The 23,958-nt window shown below is 62.8% G+C and carries 18 protein-coding genes and 4 tRNA genes; 17 read left to right on the forward strand and 5 right to left on the reverse strand.

Features of this window, described 5'->3' with window-relative positions:
• Positions 1-23: 23 nt before the first annotated feature.
• Positions 24-1,505 carry a S41 family peptidase gene (locus NHH88_03365; protein ID USX14848.1) on the forward strand — a complete coding sequence of 494 codons (1,482 nt, stop codon included), beginning with the start codon at positions 24-26 and terminating at the stop codon, positions 1,503-1,505.
• A gap of 82 nt (positions 1,506-1,587) precedes the next feature.
• Positions 1,588-3,378 (forward strand): M14 family metallopeptidase, encoded by a 1,791-nt coding sequence (locus NHH88_03370; GenBank protein USX14849.1) that lies wholly within the window; start codon positions 1,588-1,590, stop codon positions 3,376-3,378.
• 114 nt (positions 3,379-3,492) lie between these two features.
• Here NHH88_03370 and ttcA read toward each other — a convergent pair whose 3' ends face one another.
• From ttcA to NHH88_03385, 3 genes are read right to left on the reverse strand one after another with little or no spacing between them, the layout of a single operon-like run.
• The gene (gene ttcA, locus NHH88_03375) at positions 3,493-4,437 is read right to left on the reverse strand and encodes a tRNA 2-thiocytidine(32) synthetase TtcA (protein USX14850.1); all 945 of its coding nucleotides are present in this window, start codon (positions 4,435-4,437) and stop codon (positions 3,493-3,495) included.
• Between the two features lies 1 nt (position 4,438).
• Positions 4,439-4,837 carry a dihydroneopterin aldolase gene (locus NHH88_03380; protein USX14851.1) on the reverse strand — a complete coding sequence of 133 codons (399 nt, stop codon included), beginning with the start codon at positions 4,835-4,837 and terminating at the stop codon, positions 4,439-4,441.
• A 43-nt stretch (positions 4,838-4,880) separates the two neighbouring features.
• Positions 4,881-5,684: an SDR family oxidoreductase gene (locus tag NHH88_03385; GenBank protein ID USX14852.1), complete on the reverse strand. Its 804-nt coding sequence runs from the start codon at positions 5,682-5,684 to the stop codon at positions 4,881-4,883.
• A 154-nt stretch (positions 5,685-5,838) separates the two neighbouring features.
• Between NHH88_03385 and NHH88_03390 the strand changes: the two genes are divergently transcribed.
• Together NHH88_03390 and NHH88_03395 are read left to right on the forward strand one after the other, a co-directional pair.
• Positions 5,839-6,990 (forward strand): SAM-dependent methyltransferase, encoded by a 1,152-nt coding sequence (locus tag NHH88_03390; GenBank protein USX14853.1) that lies wholly within the window; start codon positions 5,839-5,841, stop codon positions 6,988-6,990.
• Between the two features lie 117 nt (positions 6,991-7,107).
• Positions 7,108-8,118 carry a J domain-containing protein gene (locus NHH88_03395; protein ID USX14854.1) on the forward strand — a complete coding sequence of 337 codons (1,011 nt, stop codon included), beginning with the start codon at positions 7,108-7,110 and terminating at the stop codon, positions 8,116-8,118.
• Here the strand turns inward: NHH88_03395 and NHH88_03400 are convergent.
• Positions 8,115-8,591: a chemotaxis protein CheW gene (locus NHH88_03400; GenBank protein ID USX14855.1), complete on the reverse strand. Its 477-nt coding sequence runs from the start codon at positions 8,589-8,591 to the stop codon at positions 8,115-8,117. The genes NHH88_03395 and NHH88_03400 overlap by 4 nt on opposite strands.
• A 279-nt stretch (positions 8,592-8,870) precedes the next feature.
• Here NHH88_03400 and NHH88_03405 point away from each other — a divergent pair, with 279 nt between their 5' ends.
• Positions 8,871-10,454: a DUF3369 domain-containing protein gene (locus tag NHH88_03405; protein ID USX14856.1), complete on the forward strand. Its 1,584-nt coding sequence runs from the start codon at positions 8,871-8,873 to the stop codon at positions 10,452-10,454.
• Positions 10,455-10,526: 72 nt separating this feature from the next.
• On the opposite strand, the gene NHH88_03410 is transcribed toward NHH88_03405, so the two are convergent.
• Entirely contained in the window at positions 10,527-13,823 is a 3,297-nt protein-coding gene (locus tag NHH88_03410) for an EAL domain-containing protein (protein ID USX14857.1), read from the reverse strand.
• Between the two features lie 274 nt (positions 13,824-14,097).
• Here NHH88_03410 and NHH88_03415 point away from each other — a divergent pair.
• The 12 genes from NHH88_03415 to rpoB all read left to right on the forward strand — a co-directional run bounded on the left by NHH88_03415 (position 14,098) and on the right by rpoB (position 23,863).
• A tRNA-Tyr gene (locus tag NHH88_03415) sits at positions 14,098-14,182 on the forward strand.
• Positions 14,183-14,230: 48 nt separating this feature from the next.
• Positions 14,231-14,304 (forward strand) — tRNA-Gly (locus NHH88_03420).
• A gap of 54 nt (positions 14,305-14,358) precedes the next feature.
• Positions 14,359-14,433, forward strand: a tRNA-Thr gene (locus tag NHH88_03425).
• 135 nt (positions 14,434-14,568) lie between these two features.
• Positions 14,569-15,759 (forward strand): elongation factor Tu, encoded by a 1,191-nt coding sequence (tuf, locus tag NHH88_03430; protein USX14858.1) that lies wholly within the window; start codon positions 14,569-14,571, stop codon positions 15,757-15,759.
• 67 nt (positions 15,760-15,826) lie between these two features.
• Positions 15,827-15,902: transfer RNA gene (locus NHH88_03435), tRNA-Trp, on the forward strand.
• Between the two features lie 35 nt (positions 15,903-15,937).
• On the forward strand, positions 15,938-16,321 hold the full coding sequence (secE, locus tag NHH88_03440) for a preprotein translocase subunit SecE (GenBank protein ID USX14859.1): 384 nt from the start codon (positions 15,938-15,940) through the stop codon (positions 16,319-16,321).
• Positions 16,321-16,950, forward strand: a complete 630-nt coding sequence (nusG, locus tag NHH88_03445) for a transcription termination/antitermination protein NusG (GenBank protein USX14860.1) — start codon at positions 16,321-16,323, stop codon at positions 16,948-16,950. Before secE ends, nusG begins: the two co-directional genes overlap by 1 nt.
• Positions 16,951-17,073: 123 nt before the next feature.
• The gene (rplK, locus tag NHH88_03450) at positions 17,074-17,505 is read left to right on the forward strand and encodes a 50S ribosomal protein L11 (GenBank protein ID USX14861.1); all 432 of its coding nucleotides are present in this window, start codon (positions 17,074-17,076) and stop codon (positions 17,503-17,505) included.
• Between the two features lie 2 nt (positions 17,506-17,507).
• Positions 17,508-18,203, forward strand: coding sequence for a 50S ribosomal protein L1 (gene rplA / locus NHH88_03455; GenBank protein USX14862.1), 696 nt, complete (start codon positions 17,508-17,510; stop codon positions 18,201-18,203).
• A 270-nt stretch (positions 18,204-18,473) separates the two neighbouring features.
• Positions 18,474-19,013: a 50S ribosomal protein L10 gene (gene rplJ / locus NHH88_03460; protein USX14863.1), complete on the forward strand. Its 540-nt coding sequence runs from the start codon at positions 18,474-18,476 to the stop codon at positions 19,011-19,013.
• A 70-nt stretch (positions 19,014-19,083) separates the two neighbouring features.
• Complete coding sequence (rplL, locus tag NHH88_03465; GenBank protein USX14864.1) at positions 19,084-19,458, forward strand: 50S ribosomal protein L7/L12; 375 nt, start codon at positions 19,084-19,086, stop codon at positions 19,456-19,458.
• Between the two features lie 298 nt (positions 19,459-19,756).
• Positions 19,757-23,863: a DNA-directed RNA polymerase subunit beta gene (gene rpoB / locus NHH88_03470; GenBank protein USX14865.1), complete on the forward strand. Its 4,107-nt coding sequence runs from the start codon at positions 19,757-19,759 to the stop codon at positions 23,861-23,863.
• Positions 23,864-23,958: the final 95 nt, after the last annotated feature.

A 23,958-nucleotide genomic window follows, 5' to 3' on the forward strand; every position in this document is an offset into this window, starting at 1 on the left:
GCCTGCGCGACTATAATATGCGCATGAAAAAATACTCCCCGCTGTTAGCCGCCGCATCCTTGCTGGCGCTGCTCTCCGGCTGCGGTGGCGGCGGTGGCGGCGCCACACCCGCCGCCGCCGTCGCGCCGGCCGTACCACCAGTGGCCACCGCTTCCGAGTGGACCGTGCTGGCCAACCGCTGCGAGAATCCTCGCCCGGGCACCGTCGATGTGCGCGGATCCCTGATGGACGAACTGAGATGGCTGCGGTCCTTCTATGACGAGACCTATCTGTGGTACCGCGAGCTGCCCACCAACCTGCGGCTGGAGAATTACACGCGCGCGGTCGACTTCTTCGACGTGTATAAAAGCTCGGCCGTCACCGCCTCCGGCTTGCCGAAGGATCGCTTCCACTTCACCTATCCGACCGCTGTGTGGGAAGCGTTGTCCAGCTCCGGTTCGGAAGTGGGCTACGGCCTCACGTGGGTAAGCAACGAAAGCGCGTCCAATTGGGTCGTGGCGTCGGTCGCACCAGGATCGCCGGCGGCGCTGGCCGATGTGCGCCGGGGCGATGCCCTGACGTCCGTCGACGGCGTTCCCCTCACCGATACCAGTGGCGCCGCCGTGAACCGGATCAACGCCGGGCTGTTCCCGGCAACGGCCGGCCAGACCCACCAACTGGCGCTTACGCGCGCCGGCGTTGGTTTGCTGGTCAACCTGACGGCGCAACAGGTGACCAGTCCACCGGTCCAAAACGTCAAGACCATCGACACGCCGACCGGCAAGGTCGGTTACCTGCAGTTTGACGACCACAACCAGCTCTCCGAGAGCGAGCTGGCGAAGGCGTTCACCACCCTGAAGTCGGCCGACATCGTCGATCTGGTGCTGGACATGCGCTACAACGGCGGCGGCTACCTGGCCGTGGCCAGCGAACTGGCATACATGATCGCCGGACCGGAAGCGTCCAGCGGCAAGGCCTTCGAACGGCTGCAGTACAACGACAAGACGCCGCCGCAGGCGCCACAACCATTCCTGGACAAGGCATTCGGCTTCAGGGGTTCGCAACTGGCCGGCGGCACCGCGCTGCCGTACCTGGGGCTCAAGCGCGTCACCATCCTGACCACGCCGGGTACCTGCTCGGCCAGCGAATCGGTGATCAACGGCTTGCGCGGCATCGACGTCGAAGTCAATCTGATCGGCGGCGAAACCTGCGGCAAACCGTACGGCTTTGTGCCGGCGGATAACTGCGGCACCACCTATTTCGCGATCCAGCTACAGGGCGCCAACCACAAGGGCTTCGGCGACTACGCCAACGGCTTCCAGCCGACCTGCCGGGTGGCCGACGATTTCGGCCATGCGCTGGGCGATTCCTCCGAGCGGCTGCTATCGACGGCGCTGAGCTACCGCGCCAACGGCATCTGTCCCGCGCAACCGGCGATGAACCGGGCGCGCTCCGCCACCGTAGCTTCCGGCGCCATGACGCTGGTCCGCCCGCAGGCCAGGGAAATAGCGATCCGCAATCGTTAGCGCGCAAAGCCGTCTATAATTTCCAGCGTATCCGGTGCCGGCGCAGGCACCGGTCGATCAACCCCACGCTGGAAGCCTGTTCATGATTCGTTCCGCCATACTGCTTGCCTTTGCCGCCAGCACTGCCACCGCCACCACCACCGTCGGCGCCGCGCCGGCCGCCCCGTCGTCATCCGCCCTGAGCACCATCGCCGAGCGATCCGGCTTCCAGAACACCGGCCGTTACGACGAGGTGGTCGCGCTGTGCGCGCGCTTCCAGAAGGCGTATCCGAAACAGGTGCGGTGCTTCGAATTCGGCCGCACACCGGAGGGGCGGCCGATGCTGGCGCTGGCCGTCTCGCGCACCGGCGCGCTGACCGCCGAGCAGGCGAAAAAGCGCGGCCTGCCGGTGCTGCTGGTACAGGGCGGCATTCATGCCGGAGAAATCGACGGCAAGGACGCCGGCTTCCTGGCGCTGCGCGAGGCGCTGGAGAACAAGGCCGCTCCGGGCGCGCTGGACAAGCAGGTGCTCTTGTTCGTCCCGGTGTTCAACGTCGACGGCCATGAGCGCTTCGGCAAATGGAACCGGCCGAACCAGCGCGGTCCGGTGGAAATGGGCTGGCGCACGACGGCGCAGAATTACAACCTCAATCGCGACTACGTCAAGGCCGACGCGCCGGAAATGCAGTCCATGCTGGCGCTGGTGAACGCCTGGGACCCGCTGGCCTACATCGACCTGCACGTGACCGACGGCGCCAAGTTCCAGCCCGACGTCTCGATCCAGGTCGAGCCGGTGCACGGCGGCGACGAGGATCTCAAGCAGGCCGGCCTGGCGCTGCGAACGGCTGTGATGGCGGATCTCAAGGCGCAGGGTTCGGACCCCAAGCCGTACTACATCTCGTTCGCGGTGACCGACGATCCGACGTCCGGCTTTGTCGACAGTATGCCGGCGCCGCGTTTTTCGACCGGTTATTTCCCGATGCGTAACCGCTTCGCGATGCTGGTCGAGACGCACTCGTGGAAGGACTACCCGACCCGCGTGCGCGTCACGCGCAACACCATCGTCTCGCTGCTGTCGCAGGTCGGCGCGCATGGCCAGCAGTGGCTGAAGATGGCGCGCGAGGCGGACGCGCGAGCGCAAACGCTGGCGGGCGCCGAGGTGCCGCTCAGCTATCGCACCACGTTCAACAAAAAGACCATCCAGTTCCCTGGCTACGAATACACGCGTGGCCATTCGGAGGTGTCGGGCGGCCTGATGACGCACTATGACGAAAGCAAGCCGCAGATATGGACCGTGCCGCTGCGCGACGAGATCGTGCCCGATCTGCGGGTGGCCGCGCCCCTGGGCGGCTATCTGGTGCCGCTGGCCGACGCGCCCAGGGTGGCGGCCAAGCTCAAACAGCACGGCATCACGTTCAAGGTGCTGGGCGCGGACCAGATGGCGGCGGAGGTGGAGACCTTCCGCGCCACCAAGACCAAGTTCGGCGCGCAATCGTTCGAAGGCCGGCAATCGCTGGCGGTGGAAGGCGACTGGGGTCGCGAGCGCCGCAGCCTGGCCAAGGGTTCGTTGTTCGTGCCGATCGCGCAGCCCAAGGCGCGCCTGGTGATGACGATGCTCGAGCCGCGCGGCGCCGATTCGCTGCTGGCCTGGGGCGAGTTCAATAACGCCTTCGAGCGCAAGGAGTACATGGAGGAGTATGTGGCCGAGGATGTCGCGCGCGAGCAGCTGGAGGCCGATCCGGCGCTGCGCGCCGAGTTCCGCAAAAAGCTCGACGCCGACGCGGAGTTCAACAAGAGCCAGGAGGCGCGCCTCGAATTCTTCGCCCGCCGCCATGCGTCGTGGGACGAGCGCTTCAACCTCTATCCGGTGATGCGCACGGCGCAGAAGTTCTAACGACCGGCGCGGGTTGGGTGGCGACCAACCCGCACGGCCGGGCGGGGTCGGACCCTCAGGGTCCGACCCCATGATGTTGGCGGCGGCGCGCCGATCCGCCGCCAGGGTTCGGCGTCAGCCCTTGCTCTGGATCGCGAACGCGCCGTTGACGCCGTCGAGCGTGATGCTCTCGTCCTTGTCGAACAGGATGTCGCCGGCGAAGGCGCCTTCGGCTTCGCGCATCTCGTTCTTGCTGAAGTCGAACAGCCCCCGGTCCATCATGTGCGACGGCTTGATGTTGCCCATCGCGGTGAACATGCTCTTGATCCATAGCGGATTCTTTTGCTGCCAGGTCGCCAGCATCTCCTTCATCGCCTGCCGCTGCAGGTTCGGCTGCGAGCCGCACAGGTTGCACGGGATGATGGGGAAGCCCATCTTGCCGGCGTATTTTTCGATGTCCTGCTCGCGGCAGTAGGCCAGCGGGCGGATCACCACGTTCTCGCCGTCGTCGGCGGTCAGCTTGGCCGGCATGGTCTTGATCGTGCCGCCGTAGAACATATTGAGCAGGAAGGTCTCGAGGATGTCGCCCTGGTGGTGGCCCAGCGCGATCTTGGTCGCGCCCAGCTCCTTGGCGGTGCGGTACAGAATGCCCCGGCGCAGGCGCGAGCACAGCGAGCAGGTGGTCTTGCCCGGCTCGATCTTCTCGGTGACGATGCTGTAGGTGTCCTGCTCGACGATCTTGTACGGCACGCCGATCTTCTGGAAGTACTCCGGCAGCACGTGCTCCGGGAAGCCCGGCTGCTTTTGATCGAGGTTGACCGCGATCAGGTCGAACTTGACCGGCGCGATTTTACGCAGGTGCATCAGGATGTCGAGCATCGCGTAGCTGTCCTTGCCGCCGGACATGCAGACCATCACCAGGTCGCCCTCGGTGATCATGTCGAAGTCGACGATCGCCTTGCCCGTTTGCGTGCGCAGCTTCTTTTGCAGCAGCTCGAAGCGGCGCGAATCGGTCGGGTCGCGCTCCGGCGCGGCGCCCAAGGCGTTGAGTTCTTGCGGGAGGTGCAGTGGGGCGTTCATATCAGACGTTATCCTTGATCTTGAATACTTCGACGCCGACGCCTTCGCAGTCCGGATACACGTCCGGCTTCATGGTCGAGACGCGGGCGGCGCGCACGCGCGGGTGGTCCAGCATCGCGCGCACGATGTCGTCGCACAGGCTTTCCTGCAGCTGCACGTGGCCGCGCGCCATCAGCTTGGCGATGGTGTCGCGGATGAAGTCATAGTCGACCACCTCGTCCAACTGGTCGTGGGTCGGCGTCGACACCGCCAGCGGAATGTACAGGTCGACGTTGATCAGCAGCCGCTGTTCGCCCTTCTTTTCGAATTCGTACACGCCGATGTTGATCAGCACTTCGTAATTGCGCAGGAACAGGCGGCGGCAGTCGGTCAGACTTGGGTGGGACAGGGCGGACAACATGGGATTACCTTCTTTCGATTTAAATTCTACTTATTTAGCCGGCTCATTTAGCCAAAAACATCACGTCGCGCGGCAGCGGCATCAGATGCTGGCCGCCGTCGACCAGCAAGGTGGTGCCGGTCATGGCGCGCGCCGAGGCGGCGTAGACGACGCTGTCGGCGATATCCTCCGGGGTGCTGGAGCGGCCCAGCGGGGTTTGCTGGTGCGCGTTGGCGAAACCGGCTTCGGTCTGGTCGCCGGACACCATCGTGATGCCGGGCGCGATGCCGACCACCCGCACCGCCGGCGCCAGCTGCTGCGCCAGCATCGTGGTGGCGGTGTGCAGCGCGGCCTTGGACAGGGTGTACGACAAAAAATCAGGATTGAGATTGTACAGTTTTTGGTCGAGCAGATTGATGACGGCGGCCGGCTCGCCACCGCCGTCGACCGTCGCCGCGTGCAGCGCCTGCGACAGCAGGATGGGCGCGGCGACGTTGGCGCGCATGTGGGCGTCGAGCCGGGCGGCGGTGAAATCGGCGGCGCTGTCGTAGTCGAACAGCGAGGCGTTGTTGACCACGCAGCGCACCGGCCCCAGGGCGGCGATGGCGCGCGGCAGCAGTTCGCGCACGGCCGCCTCGTCCGACAGGTCGCATTGCAAGGTGACGGCGCGCCGGCCCAGCGCGACGATGTCGGCCGCCACCTGGCGCGCCTCGTCCCCCGAGGCGCGGTAGTGCACCGCCACGTCCCAGCCGGCGCGCGCCAGCCCGAGCGCGATGGCGCGGCCGATGCGGCGCCCGGCGCCGGTCACGAGGGCGGCGCGGACGCCGTCCGGCGCGGTGCTTGGTTGGTTGTGCTGCGTTGTCGTCATGGCCGATGTTCAAAAAATGTTGAGTGGAGGCGGCGCCGGTCAAACCCCGTACGCTTTTGCCTGTGCGCTTGCGCCACCACTTAGGGGTCGTACCCCAGGGGGTACGACCCCGCCTGGCCGTGCGGGTCGGGCGCCGATTCGCTACAATGCCGGTATGTCCCTACCCGTACCCTCTAGCGACGCGCTGGCCGCGTCCCACGCCCTGCAGAACCTGATCGCCGCCGACATCGAACGCCATGACGGCGCGATTTCCTTCGCCCGCTTCATGGAGCTGGCCCTGTACGCGCCCGATCTGGGCTACTACAGCGGCGGCTCCGCCAAGCTTGGCAAAGATGGCGATTTTACAACCGCGCCGGAACTGACGCCGCTGTTCGGCGCCGCGCTGGCGCGTGTCGCAGCCGCTATTATCGCCCAAAGCGCGCCGCGCATCCTCGAATTCGGCGCCGGCACCGGCAAGCTGGCGTTCGACATCCTGACCGCGATGGCCGCCGATGGCGTCGCCGTCGAACGCTATTTCATCGTCGAGCTGTCCGGCGAACTGCGCGCGCGCCAGCGCGAGCGGCTGCGCGACTTCCCGCAGGTGGAGTGGCTCGACGCGCTGCCGGACGCCTTCGACGGCGTCGTCTTCGGCAACGAGGTGCTCGACGCGATGCCGGTCCATCTGGTTACCAAACACCCGGAAGGCTGGCAGGAGCTGCGCGTGACGGTGCGCGACGGCCGCTTCGACTGGCTGGAGGCGCCGGCCGACGACGCGCTGCTGGCGCAGATCGAACGCCAGATCGCCGACCACGCCGAGCTGCCGGTCGGTTACGTCACCGAGGTGCACGGCGTGGCCTGCGGCTTCATGGCCACCTTGGGGCGCATGCTGCGCGACGGCGGCGCCAACGCCGCCTTCCTGTTCGACTACGGCTTCCCGGCGCACGAATACTATCTGGGCCTGCGCGCCACCGGCACCTTGATGTGCCACTACCGCCACCACGCGCACCCGGACCCGTTCTATTATCCGGGCCTGCAGGACATCACCGCCCACGTCGACTTCACGGCGATGGCGCTGGCGGCGCAGGACGCCGGCGCCGGCGTGCTGGCGTATCTGAACCAGGCCGGCTTCCTGATCGGCGCCGGCATCGGCGAGTTGCTGATGCGCACCGACCCGTCCGACACGCGCAATTACCTGCCGCAGGCGGGCGCCGTGCAAAAACTGCTGTCGCCGGCCGAGATGGGCGAACTGTTCAAGGTCTTGGTGATAGGAAAGAACATCACGTTGCCGGACGCCATCACAATGCATGACCGCAGTCACCGTTTGTAGACAAAATGGCACAATGGCCGGAAAAGCAAAGCCATTCGCCGCCTGATCGGTGCGATGGGCGGGCGAAGATCGGCTATGATGGAAGATCGAGCGCCGATTTAACGCCATATTGGAACAATGGGAAAGATACACACTCACTATGACAACCTGAAAGTGTCGCGCATGGCGCCTCAGGAAGTCATACGTGCCGCCTACAAGGCCCTCAGCCAGAAATACCATCCGGACAAAAATCCGGGTGATGAGAAGGCTGCGCGCATCATGGCCATTCTCAACAGCGCCTACGACACCTTGTCCGACACCCAGCGCCGCCGCGAGCACGACGAGTGGATCGCCGCCGAGGAGTGGGAGATCGAGTGGCTCGAGAGCACCCGCAACGAGGACGGGCGCGGCGACAAGCTGCGCCACGACGCCGACCGCTGGAATCCCGAGCCGGTCGACGACCCGCAACCGTTGCCGGCGCCGCTGCGCAAATGGAAGTGGTGGACCGCGCTGGCCGGCTGCCTGGTGGTGGGCTGGATCGGCGGCACGATGGCGTCCGAATCGGCGTTGCTGGAGGCGGCCCTGGGCGGCAAAGTGAGCAGCGGCGCCAAGGCGGAGGCGCAGCGCGCGGCCAAGGCCGACGCCCGCGAGCGCGACGACTGGGCCGGGCATCGGCCGTTCTATCCGGAGGCCGACACCTCGCCGGCGCCCAAGGGCGCCCCGGTCAAGGTGGTGGCGATGTCGCAGATCGTGCTGCCAGGCGTTACGCCCGATTGCGACAACGACAGCCAGACCCTGGTGGCGCCCAACGGCGAGCCGTGGCCGGCCAACTCCGGCTATATCGAGGGCTTCACCATCGGCAACCGCGGCGACGATATCCAGCTGATGCTCGACAACGCCAACAACGCCTCGGCGGTGTTCATCAAGGTCTACGATGTCGAGCGGCGCGCCAACGTGCGCTACGCCTACGTGCAGGCGCACGACAAACTGATGGTCGACAAACTATCGAATGGCAAGTACGAGATCCGTTACCAGAACCTCGACCCCGGCCGCGGCGGCTGCTCCGGCGCCGGTCCCGGCACCGGCACGGCGCCCAGCCGCACCGCCGCCGCCCGCACCGGGGCGGACACGCCGGCGCTGAGCAACTAGCTCGCCACCGTCTCCATCAATCCCATTTCCTCGCTCGACATCAGTTTGTCGATGTTCACCAGGATGAGCATGCGCTCGTCGATCGTGCCCAGGCCGATCAGGTAGTCGGAGCTGAAGGCGGTGCCCATCTCCGGCGCCGGCTTGACCTGCTCGGGCGTCAACGTGGTCACGTCCGACACCGAATCGACCACCATGCCGACCACGCGGCCGTTGATGTTGAGGATGATGACGACGGTGAACTGGTCGTACACCGGCTCGCCCAGGTTGAACTTGATGCGCATGTCCACCACCGGGATGATGATGCCGCGCAGGTTGATGACGCCCTTGATGAACTCCGGCGCGTTGGCGATGCGGGTGACGGCCTCGTAGCCGCGGATCTCCTGCACCTTGAGGATGTCGATGCCGTATTCCTCGGAGCCGAGCGTGAAGGCGAGGAACTCCCGGCCGGCGATATCGGATGCGTTTTCTTGCATGGCGATGGTCCTTGGTTGTGTGTCGGTTTGTGTCCTTGTTTGGCCCGTCCCGGCACCTTGTTGTGGTCCTTGAAATATTGATCCGCCTGCGCGGCCCTCCGATAAGAGTATCAGAGTCGGCGCGCCGTGACGAGCGTTGGAAAAGCGTCGTTTAGTAAAAAGCGGCGCGCTGTTGCTATCGCTTCCACGGAGCTTGTCACAGGGGGGGAATCTGATTATGCTAGCCTAAGCTAAGGCACACGGCGCGGCCGGACGCCGGACCTTCCAGGAGATTTGTGTATGACAGATTCAACCGCCTCAGACGACGACTGGCTGATCGAGGAAGATGAGGAAGTACAGCCGGCCGGTGGGGCGGGCGCTCCCGACCAGCGCCAATGGCGCGTGCTGATCGTCGACGACGACGTCGACGTCCACGCCGTCACGCGCCTGGCGCTGCGCAACGTCAGCTTCAAGGGCCGCGAGCTCGAACTGTTCTCCGCCTACAGCGGGCGCGAGGCGTTCGAGATCCTGCGCGACACGCCCGACATCGCGCTGGTGCTGCTCGACGTGGTGATGGAGACCGACGACGCCGGCCTGATACTGGCGCGCCGCATCCGCGAGGAGCTGCACAACGCCATCGTGCGCGTGGTGCTGCGCACCGGCCAGCCGGGCCAGGCGCCCGAGCAGCGCGTCATCATCGAATACGACATCAACGACTACAAGGCCAAGACCGAGCTGACCACGCAGAAGCTGTTCACCACCGTGATCTCGGCGCTGCGCGCGTACGAGAGCCTGAACATGCTCGAACGCAGCCGCATCGGCCTGGGCAAGATACTGGCCGGCGCCACCAATCTGTACCAGATCCATTCGCTGCGCGAATTCGCATCAGGCGTGCTCAACCAGGTCAGCGCGATCCTCGACGTCGGCTCCGACGGCTTGCTGTGCCTGATGCAGGGCGACACCGGCGTCACCAGCGTGGTGGCGGCCACCGGCGGCTACGCGCAACTGAGCGAGGCGGAACTGATGCCGACCGGCCATCCGCTGTGGCCGACCATCGCCAAGGCCTTCGCCGAAAAGAAAAGCCAGTTCGATCATCCGGCCAACGTGCTGTTCATCCACACGCAGGAGAACCGCGAGGTGGCCATCTCGGTCACGCCGCCGTGGCCCTTGGCGCAGATCCAGCGCGACCTGCTGGAGGTGTTCTGCCAGCGCATCGCGGCGGCGTTCGACAACCTGTACATGTTCGGGCAATTGCGCAAGGCGCAGGAGGCCACCGTGGTGGCGCTGGCCGACCTGGCCGAGTTCCGCGACAGCGGCACCGGCGGCCATGTGCGGCGCGTGCAGCAGCTGTCGTCGTCGCTGGCGGCGCGGCTGGCCGAACGCGGCTCCTATCCCGACGAGATCACGCCGCAGCTGCTGGAGATGATCGGGCTGGCGAGCATCCTGCACGACGTCGGCAAGGTGGCCACGCCGGACCACATCCTGCTCAAGCCGGGAGCGCACACGCCGGAGGAGCGCGCCGAGATGCAGACCCACGCGGCGGTGGGACGCGCGATCCTGGAGCGCGCGGCCGGCATGGTCGACGGCGTCAGTTACCTGACGTACGGCGCGGCGATCGCCGGCGGCCACCACGAGCATTTCGACGGCAACGGCTATCCGAACCAGCTCAAGGGCACGGCCATACCGATCGCCGCGCGCATCGTCGCCGTGGTCGACGTATTCGACTCGCTGCTGCACGAGCGGCCGTACAAGGAACCGTGGCCGCACACCGAGGTGATGACCTACATCACCGAGCGCGCCGGCAAGCAGTTCGACCCGGAGGTGGTGGCGTCGTTGCTGGAGCTGATCGAGCGCGATCCGACGATAGGGCGCACACCGGATTGATTTTTTCGCGACGATAAACCCGCACCCCCATGCGGGGTCGTACCCCTTGGGGTACGACCCCTAAGCGGCGGATCACGCGGATCGTTCAAGGCGGGCGGGTTGGATCGACCGGTCCCGTTGATTCTCCTCTGTCACCATCGCCTCGAAGCTGGCCGCCGGCATCGGCCGCGCGAACAAATACCCCTGCGCCTCGTCGCACTGCTTGGAACGCAGGAAGTCGCGCTGCGCCTCGGTCTCCACACCCTCCGCCACCACGCCCAACCCCAGCGAATGGGCCAGCGCGATGGTCGCCGCGACGATCACCGCGTCATCCGGATCGGTCTCGATATCCTTGACGAAGCCGCGGTCGATCTTGATGCGGTCGATGTCGAACAACTTCAGATAACTGAGCGACGAATAGCCGGTGCCGAAATCGTCGATCGCCACCTTGATGCCGCGCGAGCGCAGCTCGACCAGCAGCGCGCGGCTGCGCTCCGGGTCCTGCATCGCCGCCGACTCGGTGATCTCCAGTTCCAGCAGCGCCGGATCGATGCCCTGGCTGGCCAGCAGATGGTCCAGGTGCGGCAGCAGGCCGGCGCCGTGGCACTGGCGCGCCGACAGGTTGACCGCCAGCCGCAGATGCGCCAGCGGCGTGCCGCGCCACGACGCCAGCAGGCCGGTCGCGCGCCTGAGCACCCAGTCGCCCAGCGGCAGGATCAGCCCCGACTCCTCGGCGATCGGGATGAAGCGGTCCGGCCCCACCATGCCCAGCTCCGGATGGTGCCAGCGCAGCAGCGCCTCGGCGCCGATGATGCGCTGCGTGGCCAGCTCCACCTGCGGCTGCAGATACAGCTCGAACTCGTCCTGCTCGAGCGCCTGCCACAGGCGGTTCTCCAGCATCAGCCGCTCGTGGGTGGCGACGTTCATCTCGGCCGAGAAGAACTGGAAGTTGCCGCGCCCCTGGCTCTTGGCCGCGTACATCGCCGTGTCGGCGTGGCGCATCAGGGTGCTGCCGTCGTCGCCGTCGGACGGGAACATCGCCACGCCCACGCTGGCGCCGCTGTGGATGGTCTTGCCCTCGAGCGGGTAGGGCGCGGTCAGCGACTCGACGATGCGCACGGCGATGTGGGTGACGTCGTCCGGCGTGATGGCGCCCGAGGCGACGACGATGAATTCGTCGCCGCCGAGGCGGGCGATGATGTCGACCTCGCGCAGCAGCTCACGCAGGCGCTGGGCCACCGCGACGAGCAGCAGGTCGCCGGTCTGGTGGCCGTGGGTGTCGTTGATCTTCTTGAAGTGATCGAGGTCGATGAACAGCACCGCCGCCGCGCCGTGCGCGCGCCGCGTCTGCGCCAGCAGCTGCTCCAGGCGCAGATTGAGCGACAGGCGGTTGTCCAGCCCCGTCAGGGTGTCGTGGTGGGCCAGGCGGTGGATGCGCTCCTGCGCCATGCGCTGCTCGGTGAGGTCGTGCAGGATGGCGACGAACAGGTGCTCGTCGGGCAGCTCGACCTCGCTCACCGAGATCGCCAGCGGGAACTCGCTGCCGTCGCTGCGCCAGCCGGTCAGGGTGTAGTCGTGCGTGACGCCGCAGGCGATCATGCGCAGCAGGCCGGCCGCGTCGAGGCCATCGGCCTCGCCGACGCCGACCGGGATCAGGCGCTCGAGCCGCAGGCGCGTCATCTGCTCGGGCGTGTAGCCGAACAGGCGCCCGGCGGCGGCGTTGGCCGACATCAGCAGGCCGTCGCCGTCGATGGTGAGGATGGCGTCGGCGGCCTTGTTCAGGATCGCCTGCAGCCGCGCCTCGCGTTCGCGCAGGCGCGCCGTGCTGTCCTTGACCTGCGCCTGGATGCGCGCCCGCTCGCCGCTGATGAGCAGCATCAGGGTGCCCAGCAAGCCTGTCAGCAGCAGGCCGCAGGTCAGCACGGTCCAGCTTTGCCAGCCGCGCTGCTGCTGCAGGTAGGCCGGCGTCGGCGCCAGGGTCAGCTCGTAGATGCGGCCGCCGAAGTGCAGCTGGTGCTGGAAGTCGCCCGCCGCCGGCGCGCGCAGCAGGGTGTCGCGCAAGGTGCGGCCCGGAGTCTCGTCGTCCATGTCCTCGAAGCGCACTAAAAAGTGCTCGAACTCGGAGCGCTTGAGCGCCTGGTCGAGGTAGGCGTCGAACTGCAGCGCGATCAGCAGCGAGCCGACCGGCTGGTGCTGGGCGTTGTTGGGATACACCGTTTGCAGCAGCAGTACGCCGTGGCCGGGCAGGGTGCGGGCGAACTGCAGCGGCGACGTCGCCGTCGGCTGGCCCGACTGGATCGCCCGTTCCAGCGCGGCGCGGCGCTGGTCCTCGGACAGGAGGTCGAGGCCGACGTAGTCGCGCCCTTCGGCCGGCTCGACGAAGGTGACCGGGAAGTAGCGCTGGCGCTGGGCCGCGACGCGCCAGGTGCCCGCCAGCGAGCGCTCGCGGATCTGGAACGACGGCGCAACGTGCTGGCGCGCCCAGGACTCGAAGGCGGCGCGGTCGGCGCCGGCCACCGGCACCAGCCAGCCCATCGACAGCAGCTCGGGGCGCTGGTCGAGATAGCCGTGCGCCAGGTTGCTGAAGTCGTCCGCGCCCAGTTTGCGGCTGGGATCGTTAAGCGCCTTGGCCATGGCGTAGATGAAGCGTTCGTGTTCGCTAAACTGCGCCTGCAGCAGGTCGCCGGTTTGCTGCGCCTTGAGGCGGAAGGTTTGCAGCTGCTGGTTGCTCTCCCATTTGTCGGCCTGCACGTAGATGGCGATGAAGGCGGCCGCCGACAGCACCAGCGGCAGGCCCACCAGCATGCGGCGGCGCTCCCACAGCGCGCGCGGGCGGCCGATGGCGATCCACGTCAGCGGCGCGGCCAGCAGCACGCCGATGGTGTCGCCCATCCACCAGGCCAGCCAGTCGCCGACCATGCCGTCCCAGCGCAGCACGCCGGCCAGCAGCATGCCCGACAGCGAGACGGTGCAACTAATCACGGTGACGCTGGCGGCTAGCAGGATGAAGCGCGCCACGTCGCGTCCCGAGCCGATGGCCGGATCGATGTGGCGGCGGAACAGGCCGGCGCCCACCCAGGCCTGCAGCGCGGCGCCCGCGGCCGCCGACAGTGCGCCCAGCAGGGCCTGCGGGGAGATGCCGTTGGCGCTCGACCAGGGGTGGACCAGGTTGACGCACAGCGAGCCGAGCGCGACGGCCGGCAGCAACCGCATGCCGCCGACGGCGCAGGCGGCCAGGGCGATGCCGGCGGGCAGGAAAATCGGGGAAGCGTAGCCGGGCGGCAGCGCCAGCAGCAGGCCGAGGCGCCCGGCGATCACATAGGCGGCCAGCAGGGCCAGGTTGGCGAGCAGCACGGTGCGTCGGCCGGCGCCAGGGGGAGTCAGCTGCATGGTGTTCAACTGCGGTGCTCCCGGGTCGCGTGACAGGGTTGATCGAAAGGCGTCGAAAAGCGTCGAAAAACGTGGCGATCGGCGGGCGATCTGCGACCGATTGTATAGGAAATCATTCAACGTAAAAACAACACTTGCACTTTTGCACGCGGTCCAGTTAAAATCTCGCCCCGAAGCAGACGGTTCATCCTCAAGGACGCAAAATATCGCAGTCCAAGCGTTATTGGAGGGTTGACAGGTCAAAGTAATTGCTTCATACTCTGCGGTTCCTCGCGGAGGGGTGGCCGAGTGGTTAAAGGCGACAGACTGTAAATCTGTTCTCTATGAGTACGCTGGTTCGAATCCAGCCCCCTCCACCAAGTTGTTGCGGTGAGACTGAGTAGCAAAAGTGAAATGAACGATACCTCGCGGGTGTAGCTCAATGGTAGAGCAGAAGCCTTCCAAGCTTACGACGAGGGTTCGATTCCCTTCACCCGCTCCAGTGTTGTTGCAATGCAGATGCGCAGGCAGGGCATCAAATAGCAGTACCCCATCAGCCCTTTTAGCTCAGTGGTAGAGCACTCCCTTGGTAAGGGAGAGGCCACGTGTTCAATCCACGTAAAGGGCACCAGAATTCGCAGTGCATAAGTAATACGCAATACGTCGGCACAGAGCAGTAAAAAATTCGGTAGCAACAAATTCAGCAGTATTCACAGACAGTCGGGCGCGAGCCCGGGCAATCACACCAAATCGTTAGGAGTCTAAAATGGCAAAAGGTAAATTCGAACGGACCAAGCCGCACGTCAACGTCGGCACCATCGGCCACGTCGACCACGGCAAGACCACCCTGACCGCTGCGATCGCAACCGTTCTGTCGAAGAAATTCGGCGGCGAAGCTAAAGCATACGACCAGATCGATGCGGCTCCGGAAGAAAAAGCACGCGGCATCACCATCAACACCGCGCACGTCGAGTACGAAACCGCTGCCCGTCACTACGCACACGTTGACTGCCCAGGCCACGCCGACTACATCAAAAACATGATCACCGGCGCGGCACAGATGGACGGCGCGATCCTGGTTTGCTCCGCAGCTGACGGCCCAATGCCACAGACCCGCGAGCACATCCTGCTGGCCCGCCAAGTTGGCGTTCCATACATCATCGTGTTCCTGAACAAGTGCGACCTGGTCGACGACGCAGAACTGCTGGAACTGGTCGAAATGGAAGTTCGCGAGTTGTTGTCGAAGTACGAATTCCCAGGCGACGACGTGCCGATCATCAAAGGTTCGGCCCGTATGGCGCTGGAAGGCAAAGAAGGCGAAATGGGCGTTGACGCGATCATGCGTCTGGCCGACGCACTGGACAGCTACATCCCTACGCCAGAGCGCGCAGTCGATGGCGCCTTCCTGATGCCAGTGGAAGACGTGTTCTCGATCTCGGGTCGCGGTACCGTTGTGACCGGTCGTATCGAGCGCGGCATCATCAAGGTCGGCGAAGAGATCGAAATCGTTGGTATCACCGACACCGTCAAGACCACTTGCACCGGCGTGGAAATGTTCCGCAAGCTGCTGGACCAGGGTCAAGCCGGCGACAACGTCGGTCTGCTGCTGCGCGGCACCAAGCGTGAAGACGTACAGCGTGGTCAGGTTCTGGCCAAGCCAGGTTCGATCAAGCCGCACAACCACTTCACCGGCGAGATCTATGTCCTGTCGAAAGATGAAGGCGGCCGTCACACCCCGTTCTTCAACAACTATCGTCCACAGTTCTACTTCCGTACGACTGACGTGACCGGTTCGATCGAACTGCCAGCGGACAAAGAAATGGTTATGCCAGGCGACAACGTGTCGATCACCGTCAAGCTGATCAACCCGATCGCGATGGAAGAAGGTCTGCGCTTCGCAATCCGCGAAGGTGGCCGTACCGTTGGTGCAGGTGTTGTTGCGAAGATCATCGCTTAAGGAATATCCTGACTTACCACCAGGGGCGTCTCTGGTGGTATAATCGATATCCTTTGTAGTTTTACGTAGGGACGTAGCTCAATTGGCAGAGCGTCGGTCTCCAAAACCGAAGGTTGGGGGTTCGATGCCCTCCGTCCCTGCCACCGTTTTCAGGTGCAGGGCACCGAAAGTAAATTAAATGTCAAATCAATCCGTGCAGACCGTCAGCACGTCGAATGACAAGATTAAGGTTGCACTGGCAATAGCCGTTGCAATCGCAGGCGTGGTGGGGTTCTATTACCTGTCAGACAAACCAGCTCTCGTACGCGCAGGCGCACTTGTAGCTGGTTTGGCTTTTGCCGTTCTGCTCTTGTGGACTTCGTCGACTGGCCGTGATTTCCTGAATTTCGCCAAAGAAGCCGTACGCGAGACGAAAAAGGTCGTTTGGCCTACCCGTCGCGAAGCAACCCAGATCACGGGCATCGTCTTTGCCTTCGTGCTGGTGATGGCGCTGTTCCTGTGGGGCACGGATAAGACGTTGGAATTCCTGTTGTACGATCTCATTCTGGGCATACGAAAATAATGAACGAAAACGTGCAAGATGATGCGGCAGGCGAATCGGTGACTGGCGACGTGCCGGCGACCGAAGCCGTCGCGGCGCCGGTAAGCGTTCCAGTGAGCAACAAGCGCTGGTACGTTGTTCATGCGTATTCCGGTATGGAAAAAAGCGTGCAGCGCGCGCTGACCGAGCGCGTCGAACGCGCCGGCATGCAAGACCAGTTCGGCCAGATCCTGGTGCCGACCGAAGAAGTCGTTGAAGTCAAGAACGGCCAAAAGTCCGTCACTGAGCGTCGTTTCTTCCCGGGCTATGTCCTGGTCGAGATGGAAATGACCGACGAGACGTGGCACCTGGTGAAAAACACCAACAAGGTGACCGGCTTCATCGGCGGCAAATCGAACAAGCCGACCCCGATTCCAGCGCGCGAGATCGACAAGATCATGCAGCAGATGCAAGAGGGTGTCGAGAAGCCACGGCCGAAAGTGCTGTACGAAGTGGGCGAGCAAGTGCGCATCAAGGATGGCCCGTTCACCGACTTCAACGGCAACGTCGAGGAAGTCAACTACGAGAAATCGAAAGTGCGCGTCTCGGTCACCATCTTCGGCCGCGCCACACCAGTCGAGCTCGAATTCGGCCAGGTCGAAAAAGTATAAACAACCGTTCGCCAGAACGGGCGACGGTGTAAAAACCCCGACAAATCTGGCACCAGAGGAGCCCCGCCATGCAATCGATCGCATGGCGGGGCGCTACTACTCATACCCAAGATAGGAGCCATCATGGCAAAGAAAATCATTGGTTTTATCAAGCTGCAAGTGCCAGCTGGTAAAGCAAACCCATCCCCACCGATCGGTCCAGCGCTGGGTCAGCGCGGTCTGAACATCATGGAATTCTGCAAAGCGTTCAACGCGCAGACCCAGGGTATGGAACCAGGCATGCCGATTCCGGTCGTCATCACCGCGTTCGCCGACAAGTCGTTCACCTTCGTGATGAAGACGCCGCCAGCGACCTACCTGATCAAGAAGCACTCGGGCGTCACCAAAGGTTCGCCGAAGCCACATACCGACAAAGTCGGTAAGCTGACCCGCGCTCAAGCTGAAGAAATCGCTAAATTGAAAACCCCAGATCTGACCGCTGCCGACATGGATGCCGCTGTACGCACCATCGCTGGTTCCGCACGTTCGATGGGCATCACGGTGGAAGGTCTGTAATCATGGCAAAATTGTCCAAACGCGCTAAAGTTATCAAATCCAAAGTTGATAGCACCAAGACCTATGCCTTCGACAACGCTGTTGCGCTGATCAAAGAGCTGGCCACCGCCAAGTTCAACGAATCGATCGACGTGTCGGTTCAGCTGGGCGTGGATCCTAAGAAGTCGGATCAGGTCGTTCGCGGTTCCGTCGTGCTGCCAGCCGGCACCGGCAAGACCGTTCGCGTCGCCGTGTTCGCTTCGGGCGACAAGGCCGAGCAGGCGAAAGCCGCCGGTGCTGACGTTGTTGGTATGGAAGACCTGGCCGAGCGCGTCAAAGCCGGCGACATGCCTTTCGACATCGTCATCGCTTCGCCAGACACCATGCGTATCGTCGGTACCCTGGGTCAGATCCTGGGCCCACGCGGCCTGATGCCTAACCCGAAGGTCGGCACTGTTACTCCTGACGTCGCTACCGCCGTGAAAAACGCGAAAGCCGGTCAAGTTCAGTACCGTACCGACAAAGCCGGTATCATCCACGCAACGATCGGCCGCAAGTCGTTCGCCGACGCCGATCTGAAGAGCAACCTGGTTGCCCTGATCGACGCGCTGAACAAAGCCAAGCCAGCATCGAGCAAAGGTGTTTACCTGCGCAAGGTTTCCCTGTCGTCGACCATGGGCGCTGGCGTCCGTGTTGACCAGGCTTCCCTGGCTGCTTAAGCTTAGTTGCTTAGATATTAAATTTAGTCGCTGAGCCGAAAAGCTTGGCGCAGTTCTTTGGGCTGGTCGAGACTGCTTGCAGTAGCGGCCAGACAATCAAAGACCGTTGGGCTCAGCGCAGCAGGCAGGCGCCGGGTTAATTGGATTTTCCGCCCAACGCAGATGGTGTACCCGATCAAGTTTCGTAGTCCATTGGACTCCTAAACCTCGGACGCCGTTGTTCGAACCGATGGCAGGCTTTTCGCCCGTCATCATTTAAGGAGGTTGACCGTGGGTCTCAATCTGAATGACAAAAAGGCCGTCGTCGCCGAAGTTTCCGCAAAAGTAGCAACTGCGCAAACTATCGTCGTGGCCGAATATCGTGGCATCCAGGTTGCTCACTTGACGCAACTTCGTGCCAAAGCGCGCGCTCAAGGCGTGTACCTGCGTGTGTTGAAAAATACGCTCGCTCGTCGCTCCGTCGAAGGCACGCAGTTCGCCAGCCTGGCAGACAGCATGACCGGTCCGTTGATCTACTCGATCTCGGACGATGCCGTTGCAGCAGCTAAAGTCATCGCTGACTTCGCTAAAACCAACGACAAACTGGTCATCACCGCAGGTAACTACGCAGGCAAACAGCTGGATAAAGCAGCTGTTACCGCGTTGGCGAGCATTCCTAGCCGTGAAGTCCTCATTTCGCAGTTGTTGGGCGTTATGCTGGCTCCGGTGTCGGGCTTTGCACGTGGTCTGGCTGCTCTGGCAGCGAAAAAATCCGAAGGCGCTCCTGCTGCTGCTGAAGAAGTCGCAGCAGAAGAAGCCCCAGCAGCGTAATTGCTGGCGGGTTTTTTTCTCAAGTACCAATCTGATGTACTAACGAATCAATAAATTATTGGAGTTTCAAATGGCAATTAGCAAAGACGACATCCTGGCAGCAGTTAGCGAAATGTCCGTAATGGACCTGAACGAACTGGTCAAAGCTTTCGAAGAAAAATTCGGCGTTTCGGCCGCAGCAATGGCAGCTCCAGCAGCTGGCGGCGCCGCTGCTGGCGCGGCTGTTGAAGAACAGACCGAATTCAACGTTGTTCTGACCGAAATCGGCGCGAACAAAGTTGGCGTGATTAAAGCTGTTCGCGAAATCACCGGTCTGGGCCTGAAAGAAGCCAAAGACGTGGTTGATGGCGCTCCTAAGACCGTCAAAGAAGCCCTGTCGAAAGCTGACGCTGAAGCCGCTAAGAAGAAGCTGGAAGAAGCTGGCGCCAAGGCTGAACTGAAGTAATCAAGTTGTACGGCGGCTAGTTAGCGCCTCGAGCCAAAGCTGCGGATTTCCTTTCGAAAGGGAGGAAATCCGGCTTTGGCTCCTTTGTCGTCCTCGTCGTATTTGTAGCGTATTGTCCGACGCTGCAGTGGTTAGTAGTTTATTCAAATCAGCTGGAAATGGTAGAGATTTCAGGTTTCGTCTGTGTGACATGCAGCCGAGATTGTTGCTGAAGTGGCTGTGGAGCGGTTGCAGTTGACCGGTTCGCGCACTGGCAAAACCTGAATTTTTTATCCTTTCTGTCACTCACGGAGTGTCCATGCACTACTCATTTACTGAGAAGAAACGCATTCGCAAATCATTCGCGAAGCGCGCCAACGTTCACCACGTTCCGTTCCTGCTGGCTACCCAGCTCGAGTCCTACCATAGTTTCCTGCAGGAAGACGTCGCACCGTCGACCCGCAAGAACGACGGCCTGCAGTCGGCCTTTACCTCGATATTCCCTATCGTTTCGCACAATGGCTTTGCGCGTCTCGAATTCCTGTCGTACGTCCTGGGCGATCCCGCCTTCGACGTCAAGGAATGCCAACTGCGTGGCCTGACGTTCGCGTCGCCGCTGCGCGCCAAGGTGCGTCTGGTGATCCTGGACAAGGAATCGCCGACCAAGCCGGTCGTCAAAGAGATGAAGGAACAGGAAGTCTACATGGGCGAACTGCCTTTGATGACGACCACCGGTTCGTTCGTCATCAACGGTACCGAGCGCGTCATCGTTTCGCAGCTGCATCGCTCCCCTGGCGTGTTCTTCGAACACGACCGCGGCAAGACCCACTCGTCGGGCAAACTGCTGTTCTCCGCGCGTATCATTCCTTACCGCGGTTCGTGGCTGGACTTCGAGTTCGACCCGAAAGACATCCTGTTCTTCCGCGTCGACCGCCGCCGCAAAATGCCGGTCACGATCCTGCTCAAAGCCATCGGCATGTCGCACGAGCAAATCCTGGCGAACTTCTTCGTCTTCGACAATTTCAACCTGCGCTCGGAAGGCGCGGAGATGGAATTCGTTGCCGAGCGTCTGCGTGGCGAAGTCGCCCGCTTCGACATCGTCAACAAGGAAGGCAAGACCCTGGTGCTGAAGGACAAGCGCATCAACGCCAAGCACGTGCGCGACATCGAATCGAACGGCATCAAGCATATTTCCGTGCCGGAAGACTACCTGCTGGGCCGCGTGCTGGCCAAGAACATCGTTGATCCGGAGACCGGCGAAGTTGTCGCGTCCGCCAACGATGAGCTGACCGAAGACGTCCTCGGCCGCCTGCGCGAAGCCAACATCAGCGAAATCCAAACGTTGTACACCAACGATCTGGACCAGGGCGCGTACATTTCGCAAACCCTGCGCATCGACGACACCGCCGACCAGATGGCCGCGCGCGTCGCGATCTACCGCATGATGCGTCCTGGCGAACCGCCAACGGAAGACTCCGTCGAAGCGCTGTTCAACGGCCTGTTCTACAGCGCCGACCGCTACGACCTGTCCGCCGTCGGCCGCATGAAGTTCAACCGCCGCATCGGCCGTGACGAACTGACCGGCGCCATGACGTTGTCGAACGAAGACGTGCTGGCCGTGATCAAGATCCTGGTGGAACTGCGCAATGGCCGCGGCGAAGTCGACGATATCGATCACCTGGGTAACCGCCGCGTACGTTGCGTCGGCGAACTGGCCGAAAACCAGTTCCGCGCCGGCCTGGTGCGCGTCGAGCGCGCCGTCAAGGAACGCCTCGGCCAAGCCGAAGCGGACAACCTGATGCCGCACGACCTGATCAACAGCAAGCCGATCTCGGCCGCGATCCGTGAATTCTTCGGTTCGTCGCAGCTGTCGCAGTTTATGGACCAGACCAACCCGCTGTCGGAAATCACGCACAAACGCCGCGTTTCCGCCCTGGGACCTGGCGGTCTGACCCGCGAACGTGCAGGCTTCGAGGTGCGCGACGTGCACCCGACCCACTACGGCCGCGTGTGCCCGATCGAAACGCCTGAAGGCCCGAACATCGGCCTGATCAACTCGCTGGCGCTGTACGCCCGCCTGAACGAATACGGCTTCCTGGAAACCCCGTACCGCAAGGTCGAAGGTTCCAAGATCACCGACCAGATCGATTACCTGTCGGCGATCGAAGAAGGCCGCTACATCATCGCCCAGGCGAATGCGACCATCAGTGCCGAAGGTACGCTCAGCGATGAGCTGGTCTCGGCCCGTGAAGCCGGCGAAACCATTCTGGTATCGCCAGAGCGCATCCAGTACATGGACGTGGCGCCTGGCCAGATCGTGTCCGTCGCCGCGTCGCTGATTCCGTTCCTGGAACACGATGATGCGAACCGCGCATTGATGGGTGCCAACATGCAGCGCCAGGCAGTTCCTTGCCTGCGCCCTGAAAAAGCACTGGTCGGTACCGGTATCGAACGCACCGTGGCAGTTGACTCGGGCACCACCGTGCAAGCTCTGCGCGGCGGTATCGTCGACTACATCGATGCGGGCCGTGTCGTGATTCGCGTGAACGATGACGAAGCAACCGCCGGCGAAGTCGGTGTCGACATCTACAACCTGATCAAGTACACCCGTTCGAACCAGAACACCAACATCAACCAGCGTCCTATCGTCAAGGTTGGCGACCGCGTTGCCAAGCGCGACGTGATCGCCGACGGCGCATCGACCGACCTGGGTGAATTGGCGCTGGGCCAGAACATGACCGTGGCCTTCATGCCATGGAATGGTCTGAACTTCGAGGATTCGATCCTGATCTCGGAAAACGTCGTCAAAGACGACCGTTACACCTCGATCCACATCGAAGAGCTGAGCGTCGTTGCTCGCGATACCAAGCTGGGCGCGGAAGAAATCACCCGCGACATCTCGAACCTGGCTGAGAACCAGCTGGCTCGTCTGGATGAGTCCGGTATCGTCTACATCGGCGCCGAAGTGCAAGCCGGCGATACGCTGGTCGGTAAAGTGACGCCTAAAGGCGAAACCCAGCTGACCCCGGAAGAAAAGCTGCTGCGCGCGATCTTCGGCGAGAAGGCTTCGGACGTCAAAGACACCTCGCTGCGCGTGCCTTCGGGCATGATCGGCACCGTCATCGACGTGCAAGTGTTCACCCGCGAAGGCATCGTTCGCGACAAGCGCGCGCAACAGATCATCGACGATGAACTGAAGCGTTTCCGCCTGGACCTGAACGACCAGATGCGTATCGTGGAGGGCGATGCCTTCCAGCGTCTGGAAAAAATGCTGATCAACCAGGTCGTCAACGGCGGTCCGAAGAAGCTGGCCAAAGGCGCCAAGATCACCAAGGAATACCTGGACGATCTGGACAAGTACCACTGGTTCGACATCCGTCCAGCGGACGACGCCGCCGCCACCGCCCTCGAAGCGATCAAGGAATCGATCAACGAGAAGCGTCACCAGTTCGATCTGGCCTTCGAAGAGAAGCGCAAGAAGCTGACGCAAGGCGATGAGCTGCAACCTGGCGTGCAGAAGATGGTCAAAGTGTATCTGGCCGTTAAGCGCCGCCTGCAGTCGGGCGACAAGATGGCGGGTCGCCACGGTAACAAGGGTGTGGTTTCCCGTATCGTGCCGGTCGAAGACATGCCATACATGGCCGACGGTACGCCGGCGGACGTGGTGCTGAACCCGCTGGGTGTTCCTTCGCGTATGAACGTGGGTCAGATTCTCGAGACCCACCTTGGTTGGGCGGCAAAAGGCCTGGGTATCCGTATCGGCGAGATGCTGCAACAGCAGATCAAAGTCGAAGAGATGCGCAAGTTCCTGACCACCGTCTACAACGAGAACGGCCGTCCGGAAGATCTGGACCAGTTCGACGACGAAGAGATCATGAAGCTGGCGAACAACCTGAAAAAGGGTGTTCCGTTCGCTACCCCGGTGTTCGACGGCGCGCACGAGTCGGAAATCCGCCGCATGCTGGACCTGGCGTACCCGGACGAGATCGCTCAGAAACTGGGCATGACCCCGTCGAAGAACCAGGTCACGATGTACGACGGCCGCACCGGCGAAGCGTTCGAGCGCAAGGTTACCGTTGGCGTGATGCACATGCTGAAACTGCACCACTTGGTCGACGACAAGATGCACGCGCGTTCGACCGGTCCGTACTCGCTGGTAACGCAGCAGCCACTGGGCGGTAAAGCCCAGTTCGGCGGCCAGCGCTTCGGTGAGATGGAGGTGTGGGCACTGGAAGCGTACGGCGCATCGTACGTGCTGCAAGAGATGTTGACCGTGAAGTCCGATGACGTCAACGGCCGTACCAAAGTGTACGAAAACCTGGTCAAAGGCGACCACGTGATCGACGCCGGTATGCCTGAATCGTTCAACGTGCTGGTCAAGGAAATCCGTTCGCTGGGTATCGATATCGACCTCGAACGAAACTAAAAGACAGCTCGGTTACATAAGACTGTCGTTTGGTTTGAGAAACACAAAGCCCGGCTGGGTAACCAGTCCGGGCGATGTAGTCTCAGGAATTAGAA

This window comes from Oxalobacteraceae bacterium OTU3CAMAD1, assembly GCA_024123915.1.
GTDB lineage: Bacteria > Pseudomonadota > Gammaproteobacteria > Burkholderiales > Burkholderiaceae_D > Rugamonas.

Coding starts and splice junctions, on each gene's coding strand:
- NHH88_03400 (USX14855.1), bottom strand. CDS start 8,591: ATGCAAGAAAACGCATCCGATATCGCCGGCCGGGAGTTCCTCGCCTTC.
- NHH88_03380 (USX14851.1), bottom strand. CDS start 4,837: ATGTTGTCCGCCCTGTCCCACCCAAGTCTGACCGACTGCCGCCGCCTG.
- NHH88_03405 (USX14856.1), top strand. CDS start 8,871: ATGACAGATTCAACCGCCTCAGACGACGACTGGCTGATCGAGGAAGAT.
- secE (USX14859.1), top strand. CDS start 15,938: ATGTCAAATCAATCCGTGCAGACCGTCAGCACGTCGAATGACAAGATT.
- rplK (USX14861.1), top strand. CDS start 17,074: ATGGCAAAGAAAATCATTGGTTTTATCAAGCTGCAAGTGCCAGCTGGT.
- rplA (USX14862.1), top strand. CDS start 17,508: ATGGCAAAATTGTCCAAACGCGCTAAAGTTATCAAATCCAAAGTTGAT.
- NHH88_03385 (USX14852.1), bottom strand. CDS start 5,684: ATGACGACAACGCAGCACAACCAACCAAGCACCGCGCCGGACGGCGTC.
- NHH88_03410 (USX14857.1), bottom strand. CDS start 13,823: ATGCAGCTGACTCCCCCTGGCGCCGGCCGACGCACCGTGCTGCTCGCC.
- NHH88_03365 (USX14848.1), top strand. CDS start 24: ATGAAAAAATACTCCCCGCTGTTAGCCGCCGCATCCTTGCTGGCGCTG.
- rpoB (USX14865.1), top strand. CDS start 19,757: ATGCACTACTCATTTACTGAGAAGAAACGCATTCGCAAATCATTCGCG.
- NHH88_03395 (USX14854.1), top strand. CDS start 7,108: ATGGGAAAGATACACACTCACTATGACAACCTGAAAGTGTCGCGCATG.
- rplL (USX14864.1), top strand. CDS start 19,084: ATGGCAATTAGCAAAGACGACATCCTGGCAGCAGTTAGCGAAATGTCC.
- tuf (USX14858.1), top strand. CDS start 14,569: ATGGCAAAAGGTAAATTCGAACGGACCAAGCCGCACGTCAACGTCGGC.
- NHH88_03370 (USX14849.1), top strand. CDS start 1,588: ATGATTCGTTCCGCCATACTGCTTGCCTTTGCCGCCAGCACTGCCACC.
- NHH88_03390 (USX14853.1), top strand. CDS start 5,839: ATGTCCCTACCCGTACCCTCTAGCGACGCGCTGGCCGCGTCCCACGCC.
- nusG (USX14860.1), top strand. CDS start 16,321: ATGAACGAAAACGTGCAAGATGATGCGGCAGGCGAATCGGTGACTGGC.
- ttcA (USX14850.1), bottom strand. CDS start 4,437: ATGAACGCCCCACTGCACCTCCCGCAAGAACTCAACGCCTTGGGCGCC.